Here is a 22,891-nt window from a genome sequence, read left to right as displayed (position 1 = left end):
CCACGCCTGCTCTGACGAGCAGGCTTTTTTTTATCTTAAACCTGGAGTTTATTATGGTGAGTTTAAAATCCTTCCTGCACTATTTCTCCCCAGCGCGTCCGGCACAGCCATTAAGCGAGGCGGAAAAACAGCAAATCGAGGCGCTGATTCAGGCCTTTGGTGGCGAAGCGAATATTACGCAAGTGGACGCCTGTATTACCCGTCTGCGGGTTAGCGTTCGCCATCTTGCGGCCGTGGACTCCGAAGCATTACAGCAGCAGGGCGCGCTGGGGGTTATTATTCTTGGTCAGCAGGTGCATGCTATTTTCGGTAAACAGTCCGATGCGCTGCGTCAGCTTCTGGATGAACATTTTGCCGCCCGGAAATAAATAAAACGGGATAACCTGAAAGCAGGTTATCCCGAAAATAAGACAAAGACAGCAGTGGCAATAAAGTTTACCGGAAGATAATTAACAGTCTTACAGCAGGAGATAAAAATAACGTATGAGTCTTAGCCGTGCGCAATTACCACCAGGCCTCAACCTGCACGCCGAAATTCCAGGTATTATTCGCCGTCTGGTCTTCAAACGGTTTACCATCTTCGGAATCATTCAAATATGAAGCAAAAATGCGTAATTCCGGACGTGACATAAAGTCTGGCCCGTCCGCCAGGCCCAACGCAATGGTGTATTTCTCACCGGCCTGTTTGTAGCTGGTGCCATTGTTGTAGCTGTCTTTCTGATAGAAACCGCCGACTTCGCCAATCAGGCGCACGTAGTCGGTGAACTGGTACTGCCCGCGGGCGACCAGCGACAGCATCCGCGTTTTGTCGGTATAGTCGGTAATGTCATCCGCCGAGCCCCAGGTCAGAACGTGGTTGATAGAAAACTTCTCTGTAATCGGGATCAGGCCGGTGTTAATCACGCGATAACCGGTGGCGTCGTTCACGTAGTTCCACATATCGTACCAGCCGCCGCCCTGGGAGACCATGTTCTGCGCCAGGCCTTTGTTGGCGTACTGCAGCACGGTTTTGTTATAGCCGCCCAGCATATCCTGACTGATTTCACCGGTCAGCATGACGCCGTTGTCAGCATCGTACAGTCCGCCGTAGCTATCCTGTTTTTTGGTGGTGTTTGGCATCGCGTAGTCGATACCGAATTCGGTCCACGAGCCCGCCCATGGCTTCCAGCCCGCGTAGCGTAAATCGATATAGTTGATATTGACGTTGCTGTCGCCATCGACGCGATAGTCAACATCGTTGGCATCGCCGCGGATCCAGGCCAGCGAGACGGCGCCCGGGCCGAGGGTGTAGTTTTCCACCCCGGCTCCGGAGCCGGAAATGTTCCAGTATTTGGTATCGATGATATGCAGATCATGGCGCTGGTAGTAACGTTTACCGCCCCAGATCACCGCATTCGGATCGCCAGGGATCAGCCCCTTTATCTGCAGGTTCAACTGACGTAAGCCGAACTGTGCATCATCGTTCAGCGTGGTTTCATTATCGTTAGAGCCGTCGGAGACCATGCTGACCATACTGTCGAGATAGAAGCTGACGTCATCTTTCTTATAGACCTCAGAGCCCAGCTCCAGCTCGCCGTAGGTATCCGACTCGTTCCCCAAACGGCCCAGCTTATTTTTTTGCCATTCCGCTTCGCTACCGTCGCCGGAGACCCCAACCCCGGCGCGCATATAGCCATGGAAATCGATCGTTGGGATCGCGGCGGTGGCCGCAAACGCGGAAGGAGCGATTAGCGCAGCGGCTAACGCGACTGAAAGGGCGCGCAGTGTAGTGTTCATCTCTATCCTCTTATTGTTTTGTATTACGTTCACATAACTGGTGTCATAAAATGCCTAAATGTAACTTCAGGCAAATGAGATATGATTATTGTGTGACTAACTGCAAATAATCACGGTGGTTTTTGTTGCGATGGGTGAGATGATTCACAATTCGTTGTATTGTGAACGTAATACTTTTATCGCTATTGTTTTGCAGTGAGAGGTGGCGGTGAGCGTTTTTTCAAATGGCCCCTGTTACAATCATGGGATAACAACATAAGGAACCGGACCATGAAGTCTAAAAGCGCTACTCTGGAAGACGTCGCACGCCATGCGGGCGTCTCTTACCAGACCGTGTCCAGGGTACTCAACAAATCAGCTAATGTATCCGAAGCGACGCGTCGCAAGGTGGAGAAATCGATAGAGGCCTTACGCTATGTGCCAAACCGGTTGGCGCAGCAGCTGGTGGGGAAGGAGAGCCAGACGGTCGGGCTGGTGACTATTTCTCTGGCCTGGCATGCGCCTTCCCAGGTGGCGGCGGCGGTAAAACGCTATGCCAACCTGGAAGGTTACCAGGTTCTGATTTCGATGATCGATGAGAGCGTCAACCAAAGTATCCAGGATTCCATCAATGAGCTGAAATCTCAGCGGGTGGATAAAGTCATTATCAACGTGCCGCTGGAGACCGAACAGGCGCAGAAAATCGCTGCTGACAACGATGATATCGTCTGCCTGTTTCTCGACGTTGATCCCTACAGTTCTGTGTTTAACGTTTCGTTTAACCCGGCGGACGGCACCCGGGCCAGCGTCAAATATCTCTATGAGATGGGGCATCGGGAGATCGCCCTGCTGGCGGGGCCGGACAGCTCAGTCTCGGCCAAACTCCGGTTAAAAAGCTGGCTGGAGACCCTGGATGGTTACGGTCTGAAGCCGGTGACCGTCCTGCACGGCAACTGGGATGCGCAGAGCGGCTACGCCGGCGCGCTGCAGATGCTGCGCGAAACGCCTAATTTCAGCGCTGTGCTGGTGGGTAATGATCAGATGGCGCTGGGGGTGCTCAGCGCCTTCCATCAGCATCAGGTGGCGGTGCCGGGTGAGAAGTCGGTTATTGGCTATGACGATACTTACGAAAGCTCCTTTTTCTATCCGGCGCTGAGTACCGTGTCGCTCGACCTCGACCTGCAGGGGAAAGAGGCGGTGCGGCGGATCCTCGCCAGCACCACCGGGGCGCCTCATACCTCATCCATTCTGCCGGCGCGCCTGGTGATACGCCATTCCAGCGGCGCCCGAATCGAGCAGGGAAAAGATCTGCAGGCCATTGCAGAACAGCTCCGCGCCATCGCCCACCGTCTGGCACCCTGACGCCAAAGGCGGGGAAACTCGCCTTATCACCTTACTCTTAAATTGAGCAGGGTTGATCTTTGTCACAGCACGGCGTACCCTTAATGTTATGTTATAACGTAATTAAGAGGTCAGCATGAAAGCCCATATCCATCCTCCCTATCGTACGGTGGTGTTTCACGACACCAGCGCGAATGAGTATTTTAAAGTCGGCTCAACTATCCGCACCGATCGCGTGATTGAACTCGATGGCGAAACTTTTCCGTATGTGACGATCGACGTCTCCTCGAAATCGCATCCGTACTACACGGGCAAACAAAAAACCTTCGCCAATGAAGGCAGTGCAGCCCGATTCCGCCAGCGCTTCGGCGGCTTTATTGATGCGAAAAGGAAAGCATGATGCAGGTCGTCAACTCATTACGTAGCGCTAAACAGCGCCACCCGGATTGCCAGCTGGTTAAACGCAAAGGGCGGCTGTACGTTATCTGTAAGAGCAACCCCCGCTTCAAAGCGGTGCAGGGGCGCAAAAAACGCCGTTAACGGAAACTCTCCAGCGAGCGGCGCTGTTGGCCGTCGGCGGTAAAATTGTCGGCGGCCAGCCATTGGCGCATGGCGTTATCCAGCTCCGGCCATTCGCCGTCTATCACCGAAAACCAGTCCGTGTCCCGGTTGTGTCCTTTACTCACCAGCGCCTGGCGAAAACGTCCTTCGTACTGAAACCCCAGCCGCCTTGCCGCCCGGGCTGATGGGATATTAAGACTGTTGCATTTCCATTCATAGCGACGGTAGCCGAGCGTATCAAAGACATACTGCATCAACAGCCAGTGCGCTTCGGTGGCCATGGCCGTTCGGCTCAGTAACGGTGAAAAATGCACATGCCCCACCTCTACCACACCGTGAGCGATATCGATACGCATTAACGCCAGCGAGCCGACCGCTTTCCCTCGCTGCTGGTCAACGACGGCAAAATGAATCGGGTCTGCCAGCGTGGCGACCTGCTCCACCCAGGCACTGAATTCTGCAAGGTTGCTCTCAGGTTCACGCAGCAGCCACGTCCAGCTGCGGGCGTCTGGCGCCAGCTGGTGAGCGGCGAACAGATCGCTGGCATGAGCAAGAGTCAGCGGTTCGAGTCGACAACGGCTGCCCTGTAATACCTGTCGTGTCGGCCAGGGGCGCGGCTGCCAGTCAGGCAGCGCGACGCCGAGCGCCTGGCCAAACTGATTATATTCGCACATTGCGGTTTCCTTATTGGGGATTTACAGGCAGCGTACGCGCTCGCTGGTTCCATAAAAAGTGCCATTAGAGTATGTTTTTATGGGGCCACGAGGAGGCAAAATGAATATACCGGACGAGGGGTTTTTTACGCTGTTGACGCAGGGGATGCGGAACCGCACGGTCGAAACCTTACAGCGCGCCCTTTACCACACCTTACGTGACGCTATCCTGCAGGGAACCCTGACGGCCCGCAGCCGTTTACCCGGATCGCGGGTGATGGCCGAACGGCTACACCTGTCGCGGAATACGGTCAATGCCGCACTGGAACAGCTGGCGCTGGAGGGATACCTGACACGGAGCCGTCAGGGAACGCAGGTGGCACCACTCGCCTCCTGCCGCCAGGAGGCGGGTCAGATGCCGCCCGTCGTGCTGCCTGAGCGGCTGCAAAGGCTGCCAGCCGCGATGCGCCGCGACTCACCGACGCTGGCATTTACGCCAGGCATGCCGGCGGTAAACTATTTCCCGCTGCCGCTGTGGCGGCGACTGATGGATAACGTGCTACGCGAAGATGGTAGCGCGCTGCTGGGTTATGGCGAAGCCGCGGGCGATCCTTTGCTGCGAGAGGCTATCGCTCGTCATCTGGCGCTCTCCCGGGGCATCCGGTGCGATATCCGGCAGATCGTCATTACCGAAGGCGCGCTGGAAGGCGTCAACTTATGCGCCTCGCTACTGACCAACCCGGGCGACAGCGTGTGGCTGGAAGAACCGGGGTACCTGGGGGCGAGGAGTGGCTTCCAGCGGGCGGGGCTGCGGGTCAGAGGAATGGCTGTCGACGATGAAGGGATGTGTATTGCCAACGGCGTCGCGGAGCCGCCCCGGCTCATTTTCACCTCTCCTTCACACCAGTATCCCTGTGGGAGCATCATGAGCGCCGGGCGCCGTCTGGCGCTCGTGGAATATGCCCGCCGGCACGGGGCGTGGATTGTGGAGGATGACTACGACAGCGAGTTTCGCCATAGCGGAGAACCGATCCCGGCGATGCTGGGAATGGTGCCTGATGCCCCGGTGGTCTATCTCGGCACCTTCAGCAAAACGCTGTTTCCGGCGTTGCGTATCGGTTTTATGGTTATGCCGCCCGCGCTGGCGGATGCTGCTCAGGACGCCATTGGCGCGCTGCTGCGCGGGGGACACCGTGCTGAACAGCGGGCGCTGGCCAGCTTTATCGAGAAGGGACACTATGCGCGCCATCTGGCAGCGATGCGCCGCCTGTACCGTAAACGTCAGCAACAGCTGCGCGAGGCGCTGGCGCAAGAGATAACCGTGCCGTGCGACGTTCTCGGCGGGGGAGGGGGGATGCACCTGACGGTGGCGATGGAGGGCGTTAATGACCGGACGCTTGCGCAGCAGGCGCGCCAGTTTCAGCTGGCGCCCGCCGCGTTAAGTCATTTCTATCTCGACCCGCAGCGAGCGCGGAGCGGACTGGTGCTTGGGTATGGCAATACCTCTGCTTCTCGCTATCTCCCGGCGCTGCGGACCCTAAATCGCCTTATTGCGCAGCACCGGCGCGCGTGAGGGTAAAGACATCGTAGAAGGAGAGCTCGCCTTTGGTGGCGACCATCTTTTTGAGCTGCGCCTTCTGCTCGCTATCGACGTCTGGCGACTGCAGGATACGGTCGATCAGCTGCCGGGGGACAAAGCGGGTGTTGTACCATTCCCCGTTGTAGCACACGCGAAAGTCGAGGACATCGATATCCTCGTAGCGATAGCGTGGATAGACGTCAAAGAAGAAAAAGGCGTTGAACAGAATGAACAGCACCACCAGCAACCAGACCGAGTCTACCAGCGTTTCAGAGCGCAGCATGACCACCAGCGTCGCCAGAAACGCGGCATACATGGCAACAAACAGTCCCGGATGGTTGCGGATAAAACTGATGCTAAAACGCGGGCGATTATCGCGTTTTTCCTGGACGTTGAGTTCGTCAATGGTGTGAATCAGCAGGCGTTGTATTTCTGTCATCTTGGTCCTCGAATTCTGCAATGAGCCTGCCGCGCCCGGCGGACCAGGCGCGGCAGGCTCAGCCTGAAGGCTATTTTATGTTGCAATATTCTGCGGAGAAAGTAACAGATCAGTTACAGAAAAGCATAACAGTTACGGATTTGTCGGCGGAAGGCGCTTAATGATCTGCGCCGGGTTACCGCCGACGACGGTACAGGCAGGGACGTCTTTGGTGACCACCGCGCCGGACGCAATGACCGCATTATCGCCAATGGTCACGCCGGGATTGATCACTGCCCGACCCCCAATCCACACATTGTGGCCAATAGTTACCGGCTTGCCGTATTCCTGGCCGCTATTACGCGCATCGGCGTCCAGCGGATGAGTGGCAGTATAAATATGGACGCCTGGCGCCAGCATACAGTTATCGCCAATATGGATAGGGCAGACGTCGAGCATCACGCAGTCAAAATTGGCGTAAAAACCGGCGCCGAGAAAAATATTATAACCATAGTCGCAGCGAAAGCTTGGCTCGATATACGCATCGCCGGCGCGAGCGAACAGCTCGGCCAGAATATGCTGACGTTGTTCCTGGTCATCCGGGGCGGAATGATTATAACGGTGCAACAACTGTCTGGCGCGCAGGCGATCGGCGCGAAGCGTTGGGTCGCCAGATAAATAGAGCTCACCGGCGATCATTTTGCGTTTTTCTTCACTCATGGGTCTTCCTTATACCTGACTGTTGATGGCCGTAGCAGTATAAAAAAGAAACCGGTTACAGGGTTGCTGTTGGCTGAATGATGTGATGTCTATCACAAAGATACCCTGCGGCGGCTGACCCGTACCGTCCGGCCAGCAGACCACGTAGTACGCGTAAATTAGCGGATAAATTTCCAGACAGAGGTCGGGATTTTATCGTATAGCTTATTCATGGTCAGTTCCGCCAGACGATGGTCGGCAGCTGAGTAAAATACCGCCAGCTCATTATCAGACAGTTCATATTTATTTTTTTCAATGACGCGCTCCAGCGTGTCAATTGTCTGGCAACGACGTAAGCGCATCAAATAGTCTGTTTTAGTTAATGGCTTATCAGACATAATTCCACCTTTTGATTGTAATAATTCTAACACGATAGACTGGCCGGGTTTTCCCGGCTGGCGTTGACAAAGCAACGAAATAGTCGGTTACCGGATTTTTTCCACTTTTGCAAATCCGTAGAGTTAATGCCGTAGTTACTGAACAACGTAAAAGTGTCGTCCAGATATTCGTCAACCTGAGCGATCAGCTTATTATCCTCTGCATACTTAATTTTATAATTAAGAGCGAATGTGGCAATGTGCTCGATCAATTCATTTAACTGGAGATTGACAGCCGACGTCGGGTCGTTGACCCAGCCATGGTTGCTCTCTTCCAGGTTTGCAAGGCAGTCATGATACAGCGTTTCGCAGAGAAAGCGTAGCTGTGCAATATCATGTCTTTTTGGCGAGTATTCGTCCATAACGCATCCCCTTTTGAGTGGTTTAAACGACGACTAGCAAACACCGTTGTGGGATGAACACGACTAACTGACCTGACACTAACTGAGTAATCCTGCTGATTTAACTATAATCCACTCTCCAACAGATTTCATCGTGCTATTACGAAAAATTACAATTATCAGCGAGAAATTATCTTAAAAATAGACGAATTAATTTCGCAGGCGCTGGCCCACAGCCGGAGAAATAGAGAAATCTTATGAATCATTGGTTTAAGGCAGGCAGCTGTCGCGTTCAGAAACCGCCGACCCGTGGATAATGATAGTAAGATTATTCCTGGTAAATGAGTGTTTGCCGATCCCGAGTTGTTGAACAAGCTGCTAAAAATAGCCTGCGCCATATCAATATATATTAAATGCAGAACGAAAAATAAACAATGGCAATATGTGCCTTGCCAGCCAGTGATAAAAAAGGGCCGCGGTAGCGGCCCTTTGTTCAGGAGTGAAGATTAATGATGCTCAACCTGATGGCTGTGCTCTATATCTTCTGATTTTTTGCTAAAGCGGCGACGAACCACCACAAAGAACACCGGCACGAAGAAGATCGCCAGGATCGTCGCGGTCACCATCCCGCCCATTACGCCTGTACCGACGGCGTTCTGCGCACCGGAGCCGGCGCCGGAGCTGATAACTAGCGGCATTACCCCGAGGATGAACGCCAGAGATGTCATCAGGATTGGACGTAGACGCATACGTACTGCTTCAAGCGTCGCCTCAATCAGCCCTTTGCCCTCTTTCTCCATCAGGTCTTTGGCGAATTCAACGATCAATATTGCGTTCTTCGCCGACAGGCCGATGGTGGTCAGCAGACCCACCTGGAAGTAAACGTCGTTGGTTAGCCCGCGGAAGGTGGCGGCTAACAGCGCACCGACCACACCCAAGGGGACGACCAGCATAACTGAGAACGGAATCGACCAGCTCTCATACAGCGCCGCCAGACACAGGAAGACGACAATCAGCGAGATGGCATACAGGGCAGGGGCCTGGTTGCCGGACAGTCGCTCCTGATAAGACATCCCGGTCCAGTCGTAGCCGATACCGGAAGGCAGTTTACCCGCCAGCTCTTCCATCAGCGCCATCGCCTCACCGGTACTCTTGCCTGGCGCGGCCTGACCGAGGATTTCCAGTGACGGCAGACCGTTGTAGCGTTCCAGACGCGGCGAACCGTATTCCCAACGCGAGGTCGAGAAAGCAGAGAACGGCACCATCTGACCATCGCTGCCGCGAACATACCACTTGCCGATATCTTCCGGCAGCATACGGTATTTCGCTTCGGACATGATGTACACTTTCTTCACGCGGCCGCGGTCGATAAAGTCGTTGACATAGCTTCCGCCCCAGGCTGCGCCCAGCGTGGTGTTAATGTCGCTGATGGAGACGCCCAGCGCCTGAGCTTTCTCCTGATCGATATCGATTTTAAACTGCGGTGTATCTTCCAGACCGTTAGGGCGCACGCCGGTCAGCACGTCAGGATGCTGCGCCACCATGCCAAACAGTTGGTTACGCGCCTGGGTCAGTTTTTCGTGGCCCAGACCGCCCTGGTCAATCAGCTCGAAGTCAAAGCCGGTCGCGGTACCCAGTTCAACGATAGCCGGCAGGTTAAAGGCGAAGACCATCGCATCTTTAATCTGCGAGAAGTAGCCCATTGCTCTCGCGGTGATCGCTTCAACTTTGTTTTCCTCACCCGGACGCTGGCTCCAGTCTTTCAGCGAAACGAACGCGATACCGGTGTTCTGGCCGCGGCCGGCGAAACCGAAGCCGTTAACCGCAAACACGGATTCCACGTTGTCCTTCTCTTTGGTGAGATAGTAATTCGTCATCTCATCCAGCACTTTCTGCGTACGCTCCTGTGTGGCGCCGGCAGGCAGCTGCGCCATACTCAGGAATACACCCTGGTCCTCGTCCGGCAGGAACGAGCTCGGCAGACGGACGAACAGCCATGCCATACCCACCACGATGATCAGATACAGCACCAGATAACGACCGGTGCTGCGCAGAATGTTGCCTACGCTGTCGGTGTAATGGTGCGTGCTCTTATCAAACATGCGGTTAAACCAGCCGAAGAAGCCGGTGGTCGCGCCATGGCTGCCTTTCTGAATGGGTTTCAGCATCGTGGCGCACAGCGCCGGCGTCAGGATTAACGCCACCAGTACCGACAGCGCCATCGCGGAAACGATAGTGATGGAGAACTGGCGATAGATGGCCCCGGTTGAGCCGCCGAAGAACGCCATCGGGATAAATACCGCCGACAGCACCATAGCGATACCAACCAGCGCGCCCTGAATCTGTCCCATCGATTTACGCGTCGCTTCTTTCGGCGGCAGACCCTCTTCCGCCATCACGCGCTCGACGTTCTCTACCACCACGATGGCGTCATCCACCAACAGGCCGATGGCGAGCACCATCCCGAACATCGTCAGGGTGTTTATCGAGAAGCCAAACGCCGCCAGCACCGCGAAGGTGCCTAACAGGACCACCGGTACCGCGATGGTGGGGATCAGGGTGGCGCGGAAGTTCTGCAGGAACAGATACATGACCAGGAACACCAGGATGATCGCTTCCACCAGCGTTTTAACCACTTCGTGAATAGAAATTTTCACGAACGGGGTGGTGTCATACGGGTAAACGATCTTCATCCCCGACGGGAAAAACGGCTCCATCTTCGCCAGTTCAGCGCGAATAGCGTTGGCGGTATCCAGCGCGTTCGCGCCGGTAGCCAGTTTAATACCCAGACCGGATGCCGGCTGGCCGTTAAACTTCGCCACTACGTCATAGCTTTCGCCGCCCAGCTCAATTTTGGCGACATCACGCAGACGAACCTGGGAACCGTCCTGGTTCACCTTCAGCAGGATGTTGCCAAACTCTTCCGTATTGGTCAGACGCGTCTGTGCGATGATCGAGGCGTTAAGCTGCTGGCCTTTCACCGGCGGCGTACCGCCTAACTGGCCCGCGGCCACCTGGGCGTTCTGCGCTTTCAGGGCGCTGATCACATCCACCGGCGTAAGCTGGAAGTTGTTCAGTTTGTTTGGATCCATCCAAATACGCATCGCATACTGGGAACCGAATAGCTGAACGTCGCCGACGCCGCTGGTACGGCTAATCGGATCCTTCATGTTGGCCGCCACGTAGTCCGAAATATCGTCCTGGTTCATGGTGCCGTTGGTGTTAATGACGCCGACAACCATCAGGAAGCTGCTGGACGCTTTCTCAACGCTAATCCCTTGCTGCTGTACTTCTTGCGGCAGCAGAGGTGTCGCCAGCGCCAGCTTGTTCTGAACCTGAACCTGGGCGATATCCGGATCGGTACCGGATTCGAAGGTCAGCGTAATGGTTGCCGTACCGGTGGAGTCGCCATTTGAGGACATGTACATCAGGTGATCGATACCGTTCATATTCTGTTCGATAACCTGAGTTACGGTGTTCTGCACCGTTTCGGCGTCAGCACCGGGGTACATGGCGGTAATGGAAATTGCTGGCGGCGCAATCGTCGGATATTGCGCCACCGGCAATTTGAGGATCGATAATCCCCCAGCCAGCATGATGATAATGGCGATCACCCATGCAAATATGGGGCGATCGATAAAGAAATTAGGCATGTCTTAACGGCTCCTGTTTAAGTTAAGACTTGGTTTGTTCTGATGGCGCGTTGCCTGCGGCTTGCTGTTTATCATCAGAAGCTACTTCCTGCGCTTTTACCTGCACACCTGGTTTGATTTTTTGCAGGCCGGTGACGATAACGCGATCGCCGGATTTCAGACCGTCAGTGACCAGCCATTTATCGCCGATCGCCTGAGAAGCAGTCACCTGGCGGACTTCGACTTTATCGCCTTCACCCACTACCATGACGCTGGCGTCGCCGCGCGGCGTACGGGTAACACCCTGTTGCGGTACCAGCAGGGCGTCAGGGTTAATCCCTTCTTCCAGACGGGCACGGACGAACATCCCCGGTAGCAGGGTGTGATCCGGGTTCGGGAAAATAGCGCGTAGCGTGATTGAGCCGGTGGTCTGATCGACGGTGACATCCGAGAATTCCAGCGTGCCGGACTGCGGATACTTAAGACCGTCATTAGTCACCAGCTCCACTTTCGCTTTGCCGTTTTCCTGTTTCAGGCGGCCGTCGGCTAGCTCCTGCTTCAGGCGCAGGAAATCATTGCTCGACTGGGTGACGTCAACATAGATCGGATCCAGCTGCTGAACGGTTGCCAGGGCGGTCGTTTGACCATTCTGTACCAGCGCCCCTTCGGTCACGGCGGATTTACCGATCCGGCCGCTGATCGGCGAGGTGACTTTGGTGTAGGCCAGATTGATGCGCGCGGTTTCAACGGCAGCTTTCGCCGCGACCACGGCCGCATTGCTCTGCTGCGCCGTCGCAACGGCGGTATCGTAGTCTTGTTGACTAATATATTTGGTGCCCAACAGTTTCTGATAACGCTTGACCGTCAGTTGATCCATGTTTGCCGCCGCCTGGGCTTTTGCCAGGTCGCCTTTGGCGCTGTCATAGCTGGCCTGATAGGTGGCTGGATCGATCTGATACAGGGAGACGCCGGCCTGGATATCGCTACCTTCCACGAAGTTACGTTTTAAAATAATGCCACTGACCTGAGGACGGACTTCCGCAATGCGATAGGCGCTGGTGCGGCCTGGCAGTTCGGTGGTTATTTGTAGAGGTGCGGATTTGAGCGTCACAATACCGACTTCCGGCATGTGCTGGGCTCCCTGTTGAGCCGGTTTATCGTCACATCCTGTTAGCGCTAAGCTGCCTGAGAGCATCAGAACGACCGCCAGAGGCGTTAACCCTCTGTTTTTGTTCATATGTAAACCTCGAGTGTCCAATTTCAAAATGTTCAGTGGCTCAAACAACCACAAACCCACTACAGTCTTTCTATTATGGTCATGCTATGGTACATACATTCACAAATGTATGTAAACGTAACCTCTGTAAAGTCATTAACCTATGGCACGAAAAACCAAACAACAGGCACGTGAAACCCGGCAACTGATTCTGGATGTTGCTCTGCGTCTGTTTTCGCAGCAAGGCGTATCATCTACCTCGTTGGCAACAATTGCAAAAGCTGCGGGTGTAACGAGGGGGGCTATCTACTGGCATTTCAAGAATAAATCAGATTTATTCAACGAAATTTGGGAGCTGTCAGACGCCAGTATTAGCGATCTCGAAATTGAGTATCGGGCAAAATTCCCCAACGATCCACTCTCAGTTATCAGGGAGATTCTAGTCTATGTTCTTGAAGCGACAGTGACAGAAGAACGTCGACGATTAATGATGGAGATTATCTATCATAAGTGTGAGTTCGTCGGTGAAATGACCGTGGTGCAGCAGGCCCAGCGGCAGCTCTCCCTGGCGAGTTATGAGCGTATCGAGCAGACCTTGAAAGAGTGCATCGCGGCGAAGCTGCTGCCCGCCAATTTACTCACCCGGCGGGCGGCCGTGTTAATGCGCAGCTACCTTTCCGGGCTGATGGAAAACTGGCTGTTTGCCCCCGATTCGTTCGACCTGCATGCGGAAGCGCGGGACTACGTCGCTATTCTGCTGGAGATGTATCAATTCTGCCCGACGCTACGCGGCCCGGAGAGCTTGTCAGCTTAAAGGTAGCGCGCGGATGGGCATGAATTTTTAGCGCCGTCCGCCGCTATTCGCCAGCGCTGAGAAGTGCTATTCTGCGCGCTTGCGACGACCCCCGGTATTCTCCGGCATTTGCATTCATTCATATTAACTATGCTGCACACGATCTCCAGGCAACGCGCCACGTTCATCTTTATTATCACGCTGCTCTGTTTTATTGGCCTTTTCAGCCCAGTCCAGGGCCGCGCCGCGGATCTCCCCGATCGGGCAGAGGTGCAGAGCCAGCTCAATACGTTAAACAAGCAAAAAGAACTGACTCCGCAGGACAAACTGGTCCAGCAGGATCTGACTCAGACGCTGGAAACGCTGGATAAAATCGAGCGTATCAAAAGCGAGACGGCACAGCTGCGACAGCAGGTCGAGCAGGCGCCGGCGAAGCTGCGCCAGGCGGTGGAGAGCCTCAATAACCTGAGCGATGTCCCGAACGACGACGCGACGCGCAAAACGCTAAGTACGCTCTCCCTGCGTCAGCTGGAGTCGCGCGTCACCCAGACGCTGGACGATCTGCAGAATGCGCAAAACGATCTGGCGACCTATAACAGCCAACTGGTTTCCCTGCAAACGCAGCCGGAACGCGTGCAAAATGCGATGTTCAACGCCTCCCAGCAGCTGCAGCAGATCCGCAATCGTCTGAATGGCACCTCGGTGGGCGACGAGACCCTACGCCCGACCCAGCAGGTGCTGTTGCAGGCTCAACAGGCATTGCTCAACGCACAGATCGAGCAACAGCGCAAGAGCCTCGAAGGCAACACTATCCTGCAGGATACCCTACAGAAGCAGCGTGACTACGTCACCGCCTGGAGCAACCGGCTGGAGCATCAGCTACAGCTGCTGCAGGAGGCTGTGAACAGCAAACGGCTGACCCTGACCGAGAAAACCGCCCAGGAGGCGGTTACCCCCGACGAAACGGCGCGTATTCAGGCCAACCCGCTGGTCAAGCAGGAGCTGGATATTAACCATCAGCTCAGCGAGAAGCTGATCCAGGCAACAGAGAACGGTAACCAGCTGGTGCAGCGCAATATCCAGGTCAAGAACTGGCTCGACCGCGCGCTGCAGTCTGAACGGGATATTAAAGAGCAAATTTCAGTTCTGCGGGGGAGCCTGCTGCTGTCGCGTATTCTTTACCAACAGCAACAGACATTACCGTCGGCGGATGAGCTGCAGGATATGACCAACCGCATCGCCGACCTGCGGCTTGAACAGTTTGAGGTGAACCAGCAGCGCGACGCGCTGTTCCAGAGCGATGCCTTTGTCGCCAAACTGGAGGAGGGGCACAGCAGCGAAGTGAACGATGAAGTCCACGCCGCGCTACTGGAAGTGATCGACATGCGTCGCGAACTGCTTGATCAGTTCAACAAACAGTTGGGTAACCAGCTGATGATGGCCATCAACCTGCAGATCAACCAGCAGCAGCTGATGAGCGTCTCGAGCAGTCTGAAGGAAATTCTGACCCAGCAAATTTTCTGGGTGAACAGCAATAAACCGATGGACTGGGAGTGGATTAAGGCCTTCCCGGAGGCGCTGAAAGGTCAGTTTAAGGCGATGAAAATCACCGTGAACTGGGAAAAAGCGTGGCCTGCGGTGTTTGTCGCTTTCCTGGCCGGTTTACCGCTGCTGTTGATTGCCGGCCTCATCCGCTGGCGTCTGCAGTGGCTCAAGGATTATCAGGCAAAGCTTGCTTCCCAGGTGGGACAGCTGCGCAACGATACCCAACTGCATACGCCGAAGGCGATCCTGATCGATCTGATCCGCGCCTTACCGGTGGTGCTGTTGATTCTGGCTATCGGTCTGATCTTACTCACCATGCAGTTAAATATTAGCGGACTGCTGTGGGCGTACAGTAAAAAGCTGGCTATGTTCTGGCTGGTGTTTGGCCTGTGCTGGAAAGTGCTGGAAAAGAACGGCGTCGCGGTCAACCACTTTAATATGCCGGCGCAGTTGACCAGCCACTGGCGGCGGCAGATTGTTCGCGTCAGCCTGGCGCTGCTGCCGCTGAATTTCTGGTCGGTGATTTCCGAACTGTCGCCGCTGAACCTGATGGACGACGTGCTGGGGCAGTTGGTGATTTTCTTCAACTTACTGCTGATCGCGGTGCTGGTTTGGCCTATGTGCCGGGAAAGCTGGCGCGATAAAGAGTCGCACAGCCTGCGTCTGCTGACGATCACGGTGTTGTCTATCGTTCCGGTGGCCCTGATGGTGCTGACGGCAACCGGCTACTTCTACACGACGCTGCGTCTGGCGGGACGCTGGATCGAGACCGTGTATCTGGTGATGATCTGGAACCTGCTGTACCAGACGGTGCTGCGCGGCCTGAGCGTGGCGGCGCGGCGTATCGCCTGGCGCCGCGCGCTGGCGCGCCGTCAACATCTGGTGAAGGAAGGGGCGGAAGGCGCCGAGCCGCAGGAAGAGCCAACTATCGCTCTCGAGCAGGTCAACCAGCAGACGCTGCGCATCACCATGTTGGTGATGGTCGCGCTGTTCGCAGTGATGTTCTGGGCGATTTGGTCTGATTTGATCACCGTTTTCGCCTACCTCGACAGCATTACCCTCTGGCACTACAACGGTACCGAGGCGGGGGCCAGCGTGGTACGCAGCGTGACGATGGGCAGTTTGTTGTTCGCCATTGTGGCGTCAATGGTCGCCTGGGCGCTGATCCGCAACCTGCCGGGTTTGCTGGAGGTGCTGGTGCTGTCGCGGCTCAACATGCGTCAGGGGACCTCCTACGCCATCACCACCATTCTCAACTATGCGATTATCGCTATCGGGGCGATGACGGTATTCGGGGCGCTGGGTGTCTCCTGGGATAAACTGCAATGGCTGGCGGCCGCGCTGTCGGTTGGTTTAGGTTTTGGTCTGCAGGAGATCTTCGGTAACTTTGTCTCCGGCCTAATCATTCTGTTCGAACGTCCGGTGCGCATTGGGGATACGGTCACTATCGGAACCTTCTCGGGGACGGTAAGCAAAATCCGTATTCGCGCCACCACCATCACCGATTTCGATCGCAAAGAGGTGATTATCCCGAACAAGGCGTTCGTTACCGAGCGCTTGATCAACTGGTCGCTCTCCGACACCGTGACCCGGGTGGTGATCCGCCTCGGCGTCGCCTATGGCTCAGACCTGGATAAGGTGAAAGAGGTGCTGCTGAAGGCCGCGCACGATCATCCGAAAGTGATGCAGGAGCCGGCGCCAGCGGTTTTCTTCACCACCTTCGGGGCCAGTACCCTGGATCATGAACTGCGTCTGTATGTTCGAGAACTGCGCGATCGCAGCTACACGGTGGATGAGCTCAACCGCGCCATCGACCGCCTGTGCCGGGAGAATGACATCAACATTGCCTTTAACCAGCTGGAAGTTCATCTGCGCAATGAAAAAGGCGATGAAGTCACCGAAGTGAAACGGGACGGGAAAGGCGACGATCTGGCGCCCACCACCGCGTCCTGAGCGAAGAGGGGCGGCGCAAAGCCGCCCCTGCTGTATCAGGGCGCCAGCGCGGCGAGTTCTTCATCGCTCAGCCCGGTGAGCTCCTGCACGGTTTGACGTTCGAGGCCGCGCGCCAGCATTCTGGCGGCGATGCTGCGGGTAGCTTCCTGCTCACCCTCTTGCTGTCCCTGTTTACGGCCTTTCTCTTCCAGCCATTCGGCAATGGTCATCATCAGCTCCTTATGCCTGGGCGACTGCGCCGCCAGCGTGCGGATCAGCGCCCCCGGATGTTCCGTAGTTCCCGCCTGCAACATATAGCGCAGCAGCGTATTCAGCTGCGCTTCTGTCAGATAGCCTTGCGTCATCAGCGCAATCAGCGGCACCTGCAGCTCGGCCAGATCGCGATGGCGGATAGGCTTTTGCAGCAGCTCCAGCATGGCCATCCGCCGATGACGGGCGATCTGATTATCTGGCATTACGGTGAGGTCCACCAGCGGAAAATCATTGCTATAGAGCGCCTTCGCCAGCGCCGGATCGGCGAATAGCTGTTGCCAGTTGCGGGCCCAGGGCCAGGGGCTCACTTTGCCGTGATAAAACAGAATCGGCACCACCAGCGGCAGAGTGTCGTGGCCGGCGTCCAGATGACGCTGCATGGCGGCCAGCGCATAGCGCAGCAGGCGAAACGCCATCAGCTTGTCCGGGGTACTCTGGTGCTCAATCAGCGCGTACACATAGCCCGGTCCATGACGCGTGCGCAGTGAGTAAAGGATATCGGAATAGCTGGCGCGCAGGTCCTCTTCAACAAAGCTACCGGAGACCATCTGCAGCGAATCCAGTTCGCAGATCGCCAGAAACGGCGCGGGGAGGTACAACTGCAAAAAATCCTTCGCGACCGCCTGATGCATGAGCATCTGGCGAAACACCGCGTCGTGTGGGGTTTGACTGACTTTTTCCATCAATATTGTCTCCAGTGGCGTCATGCGCAGAGGACCAGACTGCCAGCACACTGCCGGAGACAACATCCTACTTCTCTGGGTTTTGCGACCCGCTTTCCGCGTTTTTTAACTTGTTTGCATAATCCCGCCGGACAATTTCCAGCGCGCTCAGCACGGTTTGCGCCGGGATCTGATGCGATTCCAGCAACATGATTAAATCGACGGCCAGTTTGACCTCATCGGATGCATTTTCCAGCGACATCGGGCTCTCCTGTTAGCGCGTCAGCCGCGCCAGTACGTTTTCAATCTTGTCCAGCGCCTGTCGGCAGCGCGCCAACCGGCCGCTGTAGGCTTCAACTTCTTTCCCCAGCCGCTGCTGCTCGTCAAGGCTGGTCGCCTGCGCCAGCTGACGCTGGCGTTGGTCGCGCATCGCCAGCAGGCGGCGCTCATACTCCTGATGCTGCAGGCGACGGCGCTGCCAGCGGCTCAACGTTGGCGACGCGTGGTCCCAACTGCGCAAGGACCAGGTGGCGGTTTCACGGCGCAGCGCGGCGATTTGTGCCGCCAGACGCTCGGCAATCCAGACCACCTGCGGCAGCTGCTGGCGCTCGACGGCCTGGCGGAGCTGGTTAAAGTTGTGTTGGGCTTCCGCCAGATAGGCCTGCATCAGCGTGCTGCGGGTGTGGAAGAGCTGGCGGTCAAAGCGCGGGCTGAGGGTCGCGTGCTCCGCCAGCGGCGCCACCAGCGCGGCCAGCTCACTCAGCTGGTCGTTCAGCGTTTGTAAAAGTTGAGCAGTTTTCACCAACCCCCTCCATTTTCCGTCAGCCAACTGTGCTACAGTAGCCTCATCTGTTTGATAACGATTCGCATTATGCCACCTGTTATTTTAACCATTATCGGCTGGCTGGCGGTAGCGCTGGGTACGCTGGGCGTCTTCTTACCGTTGCTGCCGACGACGCCGTTTATTCTGCTCGCCGCCTGGTGCTTTGCCCGCTCATCGCCGCGCTTTCACCAGTGGCTGCTGTATCGCTCCTGGTTTGGCGGCTATCTTCGCCACTGGCAACAGTACCGCGCCATGCCTCGCGGCGCTAAACCGCGCGCCATTGCGATGATCGTGGTGACTTTTGCTATTTCGCTATGGCTGGTTAAGCTTACGTGGGTGCGCATCATGCTGTTGGTCATTCTGGCCTGTCTGCTGATCTTTATGTGGCGCATTCCGGTGGTTGACGCAAAGCAACAAAAGCACTGATGCGCAATAATGCCTGTTGCAATTGTTGCCGACAGCCAGTAAATTCTGGCGTTTTCGAGCGCGGGCAAGCCTGGTCAAAGGTTAAACAAATGTTTCTTTGGCCCCTTTTGCACGCCCGTGGGTAATACCGTTTCAATCAGGCATACACTTATGACCGCAACTGCACAGCAGCTTGAATATCTGAAGAACAGCATCCAGAGTATCGAGGATTATCCAAAACCTGGCATTCTTTTCCGCGATGTCACCAGCTTACTGGAAGACCCGAAGGCCTACGCGCTTAGCATTGAACTGCTGACCGAGCGCTACAAAGACGCGGGTATTACCAAAGTGGTAGGGACTGAGGCGCGTGGCTTCCTGTTCGGCGCCCCGGTTGCGCTGGCGCTGGGCGTGGGCTTTGTTCCGGTACGCAAGCCGCGTAAGTTGCCGCGTGAAACCATTGCCGAGACCTATGAGCTGGAGTATGGCACCGATCAGCTGGAGATCCACGTTGACGCCATTAAACCGGGCGATAAAGTGCTGGTGGTTGACGATCTGCTGGCGACCGGCGGCACTATCGACGCCACGGTCAAACTGATCCGCCGCCTCGGTGGCGAAGTGCACGATGCCGCTTTCATTATTAATCTCTTCGATCTGGGCGGCGAACAGCGCCTGGAGAAGCTGGGGATCCACTGCTACTGTCTGGTGCCGTTCCCGGGCCACTAAGCAAATCCCTCCACATAGCCTCGCCGATCGGGCGGGGCTGTGATAGCATGACCCCTTCGTGATTTCACCTTCCAGCGTTTCAGAGCCAGCCCATGAGTTATCAGGTCTTAGCCCGTAAATGGCGCCCACAAACCTTTGCTGACGTCGTCGGCCAGGAACATGTGCTGACCGCACTGGCGAACGGCTTGTCGTTAGGGCGCATTCATCACGCTTATCTTTTTTCCGGTACCCGCGGGGTCGGGAAGACCTCCATCGCCCGTCTGCTGGCGAAAGGGTTAAACTGTGAAACCGGCATCACCGCCACCCCCTGCGGCGTGTGCGATAACTGCCGGGAAATTGAACAGGGGCGCTTTGTCGATCTGATTGAGATTGACGCCGCCTCGCGAACCAAAGTCGAAGATACCCGCGATCTGCTGGACAACGTCCAGTACGCGCCGGCCCGCGGCCGCTTTAAGGTCTATCTCATCGACGAAGTCCATATGCTGTCGCGTCACAGCTTCAACGCGTTGTTAAAAACGCTGGAGGAGCCGCCGGCGCACGTCAAATTCCTGCTGGCGACAACGGATCCGCAGAAGCTGCCGGTAACGATCTTATCCCGCTGCCTGCAGTTCCACCTGAAGGCGCTGGACGTTGAACAGATCCGCCATCAGCTGGAGCATATTCTTGGCGAAGAGCAGATTGCCTTTGAGCCCCGCGCGCTGCAGCTGTTGTCGCGGGCGGCCGATGGCAGCCTGCGCGATGCCTTAAGCCTGACCGATCAGGCGATTGCCAGTGGGGAAGGGCAGCTGACGGCCGCATCGGTGAGCACCATGCTCGGCACCCTTGATGACGATCAGGCGCTGTCGCTGATTGAAGCGCTGGTTGCTGCCGACGGCGAGCGGGTCATGGCGGGCGTCAATGACGCCGCCGCACGCGGCGTCGAGTGGGAGGCGCTGCTGGTCGAGATGCAGAGCTTGCTGCACCGCATCGCCATGGTTCAGCTGTCGCCTTCGGCGCTGGGCGCCGACATGGCCGCGGTCGAAGTGCGGATGCGCGAACTGGCGCGAACCGTACCGCCCGGCGATGTTCAGCTCTACTACCAAACGCTGCTGATTGGCCGCAAAGAGCTGCCTTACGCCCCGGACCGGCGGATGGGCGTCGAAATGACGCTGCTGCGTGCCCTGGCGTTTCATCCGCGTAAGCCGCTGCCGGAGCCGGAGGCGCAGCCGGCACAGGCCGCCGCGCCCGCGCCGCGTCAGCCGGTTGCCCCCGCCGCGCCGCCGCCACAGTCGCCGCAGAGTTTGCCGCCGACCACCAGCCAGGTGCTGGCGGCCCGCAGCCACCTGCAGCGCAGTCAGGGAGCAACCACCCCAAAAAAGAGTGAACCGGCAGCCGCTACCCGCGCGCGGCCGGTGAATAACGCTGCGCTGGAGCGACTGAGTTCGATTACCGAGCGCGTCCAGGCTCGTCCGGCCGCGGCCGCGCTGGAGCAGGCCCCGGCGAAGAAAGAGGCCTATCGCTGGAAGGCGACGACGGTGGTGGAAGAGAGCAAAGTCGAAGTCGCCACGCCCAAAGCGCTGAAAAAGGCGCTGGAGCATGAGAAGACGCCGGAGCTGGCGGCCAAGCTCGCCGAAGAAGCGGTCGAGCGCGACAGCTGGGCGGCGGAAGTGAGCCAGCTGGCGGTACCGAAGCTGGTCGAGCAGGTGGCGCTCAACGCGTGGAAAGAGCAGGAGGGCAGCCGCGTCTGTCTGCATCTGCGTCCCAGCCAGCGCCACCTCAATTCCGCCAGCGCGCAGCAAAAGCTGGCTGAAGCGCTGGGGGTGTTGTACGGTACGCCGGTTGAATTGACCATCGTGGAAGACGATAATCCCGCGATGCGTACGCCGCTGGAGTGGCGGCAGGCTATTTATGAAGAGAAGCTCGCGCAGGCGCGCGAAGCCATTATCGCGGATAATAACATTCAGACCCTGCGTCGTTTCTTCGACGCCGATCTGGATGAAGAGAGTATTCGCCCCATTTGAATGCCAGTCTGACTGGCATTCAGTACCTTTAACGATGACTGACTGAGAGAGAAGCCTATGTTTGGTGGAAAAGGCGGCCTGGGTAACCTGATGAAGCAGGCCCAGCAGATGCAAGAGAAAATGCAGAAGATGCAGGAAGAGATCGCTCAGCTGGAAGTAACCGGCGAATCCGGCGCGGGTCTGGTGAAAGTGACCATTAACGGCGCGCACAACTGCCGCCGTGTGGAGATCGACCCAAGCCTGCTGGAAGACGACAAAGAGATGCTCGAAGACCTGGTGGCTGCCGCGTTCAACGACGCCGCGCGCCGTATCGAAGAGACCCAGAAAGAGAAGATGGCTTCCGTTTCTGCCGGTATGCAACTGCCGCCAGGCTTCAAGATGCCGTTCTGATGCAAACTAGCCCGCTGTTAACTCAGCTTATGGAAGCGCTGCGCTGTCTGCCGGGCGTCGGCCCGAAGTCAGCGCAGCGCATGGCGTTTACCCTGCTGCAGCGCGATCGCAGCGGCGGGATGCGCCTGGCGCAGGCGCTGACGCGTGCGATGTCGGAGATCGGCCACTGCGCCGATTGCCGCACCTTCACCGAGCAGGAGGTGTGCAATATCTGCAGCAACCCGCGTCGCCAGGAAAACGGCCAGATCTGCGTGGTAGAGAGTCCGGCGGACATCTATGCCATTGAGCAGACCGGGCAGTATTCCGGCCGCTACTTCGTGCTGATGGGGCACCTGTCGCCGCTCGACGGCATCGGGCCTGATGACATCGGGCTCGATCGCCTGGAGCAACGGCTGGAGGCGGAGTCGATCACCGAGGTGATCCTCGCCACCAACCCGACCGTTGAGGGCGAGGCGACGGCCAACTACATCGCAGAGCTGTGCGCGCAGTATGGCGTCGACGCCAGCCGAATCGCCCACGGCGTGCCGGTGGGCGGCGAGCTGGAGATGGTCGACGGCACCACGCTGTCCCACTCCCTGGCCGGTCGCCACAAGATTACTTTCTGAACAAATGGAGGCGGCCTTCGCCGCCTCCGCTTGAAAAATTTCCCCGCTGTCCCCATCTCCCACTCAACGGTTTTTTACCCATTTAAAATGGCATTGTTGAGGTTGAAT

Annotated in this window: 24 protein-coding genes and 1 other annotated feature; of the genes, 13 read left to right on the top strand and 11 right to left on the bottom strand. The window is 56.7% G+C overall.

The features are described 5' to 3' along the window. The first annotated feature begins 53 nt into the window (after nt 1-53). The gene (locus tag AB1E37_RS19450) at nt 54-368 is read left to right on the top strand and encodes a glucose PTS transporter subunit EIIB (protein ID WP_002892003.1); all 315 of its coding nucleotides are present in this window, start codon (nt 54-56) and stop codon (nt 366-368) included. A gap of 136 nt (nt 369-504) precedes the next feature. On the opposite strand, the gene AB1E37_RS19445 is transcribed toward AB1E37_RS19450, so the two are convergent. Next, nucleotides 505-1,776, bottom strand: coding sequence for a maltoporin (locus tag AB1E37_RS19445; protein ID WP_004177240.1), 1,272 nt, complete (start codon nt 1,774-1,776; stop codon nt 505-507). A 270-nt stretch (nt 1,777-2,046) separates the two neighbouring features. On the opposite strand from AB1E37_RS19445, the gene AB1E37_RS19440 reads away from it, so the two are divergent. From AB1E37_RS19440 to ykgO, 3 genes are all read left to right on the top strand, one after another. Further along, nucleotides 2,047-3,117 carry a LacI family DNA-binding transcriptional regulator gene (locus tag AB1E37_RS19440; protein WP_032447380.1) on the top strand — a complete coding sequence of 357 codons (1,071 nt, stop codon included), beginning with the start codon at nt 2,047-2,049 and terminating at the stop codon, nt 3,115-3,117. Nucleotides 3,118-3,232: 115 nt separating this feature from the next. Beyond that, nucleotides 3,233-3,496 carry a type B 50S ribosomal protein L31 gene (locus tag AB1E37_RS19435; protein WP_002892011.1) on the top strand — a complete coding sequence of 88 codons (264 nt, stop codon included), beginning with the start codon at nt 3,233-3,235 and terminating at the stop codon, nt 3,494-3,496. Continuing rightward, on the top strand, nt 3,496-3,636 hold the full coding sequence (gene ykgO, locus AB1E37_RS19430) for a type B 50S ribosomal protein L36 (protein WP_002892018.1): 141 nt from the start codon (nt 3,496-3,498) through the stop codon (nt 3,634-3,636). The genes AB1E37_RS19435 and ykgO overlap by 1 nt, the downstream gene beginning before the upstream one ends. Here ykgO and AB1E37_RS19425 read toward each other — a convergent pair. Further along, a complete protein-coding gene (locus tag AB1E37_RS19425) occupies nt 3,633-4,331 on the bottom strand; it encodes a GNAT family N-acetyltransferase (protein ID WP_002892021.1) in 699 nt (232 codons plus the stop codon). The two genes, ykgO and AB1E37_RS19425, sit on opposite strands and share 4 nt — an antisense overlap. Nucleotides 4,332-4,431: 100 nt before the next feature. Here AB1E37_RS19425 and AB1E37_RS19420 point away from each other — a divergent pair, with 100 nt between their 5' ends. Next, nucleotides 4,432-5,883 (top strand): PLP-dependent aminotransferase family protein, encoded by a 1,452-nt coding sequence (locus AB1E37_RS19420; RefSeq protein WP_032436946.1) that lies wholly within the window; start codon nt 4,432-4,434, stop codon nt 5,881-5,883. Here the strand turns inward: AB1E37_RS19420 and AB1E37_RS19415 are convergent. After that, nucleotides 5,858-6,328 carry a YlaC family protein gene (locus AB1E37_RS19415; RefSeq protein WP_002892026.1) on the bottom strand — a complete coding sequence of 157 codons (471 nt, stop codon included), beginning with the start codon at nt 6,326-6,328 and terminating at the stop codon, nt 5,858-5,860. The two genes, AB1E37_RS19420 and AB1E37_RS19415, sit on opposite strands and share 26 nt — an antisense overlap. Before the next feature lie 20 nt (nt 6,329-6,348). Between AB1E37_RS19415 and AB1E37_RS19410 the strand changes: the two genes are divergently transcribed. Then, nucleotides 6,349-6,489, top strand: coding sequence for a hypothetical protein (locus tag AB1E37_RS19410; RefSeq protein ID WP_004147370.1), 141 nt, complete (start codon nt 6,349-6,351; stop codon nt 6,487-6,489). Here the strand turns inward: AB1E37_RS19410 and maa are convergent. From maa to acrA, 5 genes are all read right to left on the bottom strand, one after another. After that, complete coding sequence (gene maa, locus AB1E37_RS19405) at nt 6,461-7,027, bottom strand: maltose O-acetyltransferase (RefSeq protein WP_002892030.1); 567 nt, start codon at nt 7,025-7,027, stop codon at nt 6,461-6,463. The genes AB1E37_RS19410 and maa overlap by 29 nt on opposite strands. Nucleotides 7,028-7,185: 158 nt before the next feature. Further along, nucleotides 7,186-7,404, bottom strand: coding sequence for an HHA domain-containing protein (locus AB1E37_RS19400; protein WP_002892050.1), 219 nt, complete (start codon nt 7,402-7,404; stop codon nt 7,186-7,188). A 26-nt stretch (nt 7,405-7,430) separates the two neighbouring features. Continuing rightward, nucleotides 7,431-7,805, bottom strand: a complete 375-nt coding sequence (gene tomB, locus AB1E37_RS19395) for an Hha toxicity modulator TomB (protein ID WP_002892066.1) — start codon at nt 7,803-7,805, stop codon at nt 7,431-7,433. 485 nt (nt 7,806-8,290) lie between these two features. Next, nucleotides 8,291-11,437, bottom strand: a complete 3,147-nt coding sequence (gene acrB, locus AB1E37_RS19390) for a multidrug efflux RND transporter permease subunit AcrB (RefSeq protein WP_002892069.1) — start codon at nt 11,435-11,437, stop codon at nt 8,291-8,293. Between the two features lie 22 nt (nt 11,438-11,459). Further along, on the bottom strand, nt 11,460-12,653 hold the full coding sequence (acrA, locus tag AB1E37_RS19385) for a multidrug efflux RND transporter periplasmic adaptor subunit AcrA (RefSeq protein WP_004177236.1): 1,194 nt from the start codon (nt 12,651-12,653) through the stop codon (nt 11,460-11,462). Nucleotides 12,654-12,795: 142 nt separating this feature from the next. Here acrA and acrR point away from each other — a divergent pair, with 142 nt between their 5' ends. Both acrR and mscK read left to right on the top strand, forming a co-directional pair. Beyond that, a complete protein-coding gene (gene acrR / locus AB1E37_RS19380) occupies nt 12,796-13,446 on the top strand; it encodes a multidrug efflux transporter transcriptional repressor AcrR (protein ID WP_002892080.1) in 651 nt (216 codons plus the stop codon). A 129-nt stretch (nt 13,447-13,575) separates the two neighbouring features. Beyond that, entirely contained in the window at nt 13,576-16,923 is a 3,348-nt protein-coding gene (gene mscK / locus AB1E37_RS19375) for a mechanosensitive channel MscK (protein WP_004177234.1), read from the top strand. Between the two features lie 35 nt (nt 16,924-16,958). Here mscK and AB1E37_RS19370 read toward each other — a convergent pair whose 3' ends face one another. The 3 genes from AB1E37_RS19370 to priC form a co-directional block, all read right to left on the bottom strand. After that, nucleotides 16,959-17,858: an Rpn family recombination-promoting nuclease/putative transposase gene (locus tag AB1E37_RS19370; protein ID WP_032447381.1), complete on the bottom strand. Its 900-nt coding sequence runs from the start codon at nt 17,856-17,858 to the stop codon at nt 16,959-16,961. Nucleotides 17,859-17,925: 67 nt separating this feature from the next. Continuing rightward, on the bottom strand, nt 17,926-18,099 hold the full coding sequence (gene rsmS / locus AB1E37_RS19365) for a pleiotropic regulatory protein RsmS (RefSeq protein WP_002892136.1): 174 nt from the start codon (nt 18,097-18,099) through the stop codon (nt 17,926-17,928). Nucleotides 18,100-18,111: 12 nt separating this feature from the next. Further along, a complete protein-coding gene (priC, locus tag AB1E37_RS19360; RefSeq protein WP_002892142.1) occupies nt 18,112-18,639 on the bottom strand; it encodes a primosomal replication protein N'' in 528 nt (175 codons plus the stop codon). Between the two features lie 69 nt (nt 18,640-18,708). Between priC and AB1E37_RS19355 the strand changes: the two genes are divergently transcribed. From AB1E37_RS19355 to recR, 5 genes are all read left to right on the top strand, one after another. After that, nucleotides 18,709-19,086, top strand: a complete 378-nt coding sequence (locus tag AB1E37_RS19355; protein WP_002892144.1) for a DUF454 family protein — start codon at nt 18,709-18,711, stop codon at nt 19,084-19,086. A gap of 150 nt (nt 19,087-19,236) precedes the next feature. After that, nucleotides 19,237-19,788: an adenine phosphoribosyltransferase gene (gene apt, locus AB1E37_RS19350; RefSeq protein ID WP_004177230.1), complete on the top strand. Its 552-nt coding sequence runs from the start codon at nt 19,237-19,239 to the stop codon at nt 19,786-19,788. 92 nt (nt 19,789-19,880) lie between these two features. Beyond that, nucleotides 19,881-21,788, top strand: coding sequence for a DNA polymerase III subunit gamma/tau (dnaX, locus tag AB1E37_RS19345; RefSeq protein WP_032436950.1), 1,908 nt, complete (start codon nt 19,881-19,883; stop codon nt 21,786-21,788). Beyond that, nucleotides 21,121-21,185: a sequence feature (DnaX frameshifting element), on the top strand. (Overlaps the previous gene by 65 nt.) Nucleotides 21,789-21,845: 57 nt before the next feature. Then, the gene (locus AB1E37_RS19340) at nt 21,846-22,178 is read left to right on the top strand and encodes a YbaB/EbfC family nucleoid-associated protein (RefSeq protein WP_002892173.1); all 333 of its coding nucleotides are present in this window, start codon (nt 21,846-21,848) and stop codon (nt 22,176-22,178) included. Next, entirely contained in the window at nt 22,178-22,783 is a 606-nt protein-coding gene (recR, locus tag AB1E37_RS19335; RefSeq protein ID WP_002892177.1) for a recombination mediator RecR, read from the top strand. Before AB1E37_RS19340 ends, recR begins: the two co-directional genes overlap by 1 nt. The last annotated feature ends 108 nt before the right edge of the window (nt 22,784-22,891 follow it).

It is taken from the genome of Klebsiella sp. Shm-1 (genome assembly GCF_040804525.1).
GTDB lineage: Bacteria > Pseudomonadota > Gammaproteobacteria > Enterobacterales > Enterobacteriaceae > Klebsiella > Klebsiella pneumoniae.
Note: the sequence above shows the minus strand (reverse complement) of the source record. Positions and strands in the feature narration are given on the sequence as shown.

Bases quoted from the DNA above. Each gene is read 5' to 3' on its own strand.
- AB1E37_RS19410 (WP_004147370.1), top strand. From the start codon at position 6,349: ATGAGCCTGCCGCGCCCGGCGGACCAGGCGCGGCAGGCTCAGCCTGAA.
- tomB (WP_002892066.1), bottom strand. From the start codon at position 7,805: ATGGACGAATACTCGCCAAAAAGACATGATATTGCACAGCTACGCTTT.
- ykgO (WP_002892018.1), top strand. From the start codon at position 3,496: ATGCAGGTCGTCAACTCATTACGTAGCGCTAAACAGCGCCACCCGGAT.
- AB1E37_RS19340 (WP_002892173.1), top strand. From the start codon at position 21,846: ATGTTTGGTGGAAAAGGCGGCCTGGGTAACCTGATGAAGCAGGCCCAG.
- AB1E37_RS19420 (WP_032436946.1), top strand. From the start codon at position 4,432: ATGAATATACCGGACGAGGGGTTTTTTACGCTGTTGACGCAGGGGATG.
- apt (WP_004177230.1), top strand. From the start codon at position 19,237: ATGACCGCAACTGCACAGCAGCTTGAATATCTGAAGAACAGCATCCAG.
- AB1E37_RS19425 (WP_002892021.1), bottom strand. From the start codon at position 4,331: ATGTGCGAATATAATCAGTTTGGCCAGGCGCTCGGCGTCGCGCTGCCT.
- AB1E37_RS19355 (WP_002892144.1), top strand. From the start codon at position 18,709: ATGCCACCTGTTATTTTAACCATTATCGGCTGGCTGGCGGTAGCGCTG.
- AB1E37_RS19440 (WP_032447380.1), top strand. From the start codon at position 2,047: ATGAAGTCTAAAAGCGCTACTCTGGAAGACGTCGCACGCCATGCGGGC.
- AB1E37_RS19370 (WP_032447381.1), bottom strand. From the start codon at position 17,858: ATGGAAAAAGTCAGTCAAACCCCACACGACGCGGTGTTTCGCCAGATG.
- AB1E37_RS19450 (WP_002892003.1), top strand. From the start codon at position 54: ATGGTGAGTTTAAAATCCTTCCTGCACTATTTCTCCCCAGCGCGTCCG.
- dnaX (WP_032436950.1), top strand. From the start codon at position 19,881: ATGAGTTATCAGGTCTTAGCCCGTAAATGGCGCCCACAAACCTTTGCT.
- recR (WP_002892177.1), top strand. From the start codon at position 22,178: ATGCAAACTAGCCCGCTGTTAACTCAGCTTATGGAAGCGCTGCGCTGT.
- rsmS (WP_002892136.1), bottom strand. From the start codon at position 18,099: ATGTCGCTGGAAAATGCATCCGATGAGGTCAAACTGGCCGTCGATTTA.
- acrB (WP_002892069.1), bottom strand. From the start codon at position 11,437: ATGCCTAATTTCTTTATCGATCGCCCCATATTTGCATGGGTGATCGCC.
- AB1E37_RS19435 (WP_002892011.1), top strand. From the start codon at position 3,233: ATGAAAGCCCATATCCATCCTCCCTATCGTACGGTGGTGTTTCACGAC.
- maa (WP_002892030.1), bottom strand. From the start codon at position 7,027: ATGAGTGAAGAAAAACGCAAAATGATCGCCGGTGAGCTCTATTTATCT.
- AB1E37_RS19415 (WP_002892026.1), bottom strand. From the start codon at position 6,328: ATGACAGAAATACAACGCCTGCTGATTCACACCATTGACGAACTCAAC.
- AB1E37_RS19400 (WP_002892050.1), bottom strand. From the start codon at position 7,404: ATGTCTGATAAGCCATTAACTAAAACAGACTATTTGATGCGCTTACGT.
- AB1E37_RS19445 (WP_004177240.1), bottom strand. From the start codon at position 1,776: ATGAACACTACACTGCGCGCCCTTTCAGTCGCGTTAGCCGCTGCGCTA.
- acrR (WP_002892080.1), top strand. From the start codon at position 12,796: ATGGCACGAAAAACCAAACAACAGGCACGTGAAACCCGGCAACTGATT.
- mscK (WP_004177234.1), top strand. From the start codon at position 13,576: ATGCTGCACACGATCTCCAGGCAACGCGCCACGTTCATCTTTATTATC.
- acrA (WP_004177236.1), bottom strand. From the start codon at position 12,653: ATGAACAAAAACAGAGGGTTAACGCCTCTGGCGGTCGTTCTGATGCTC.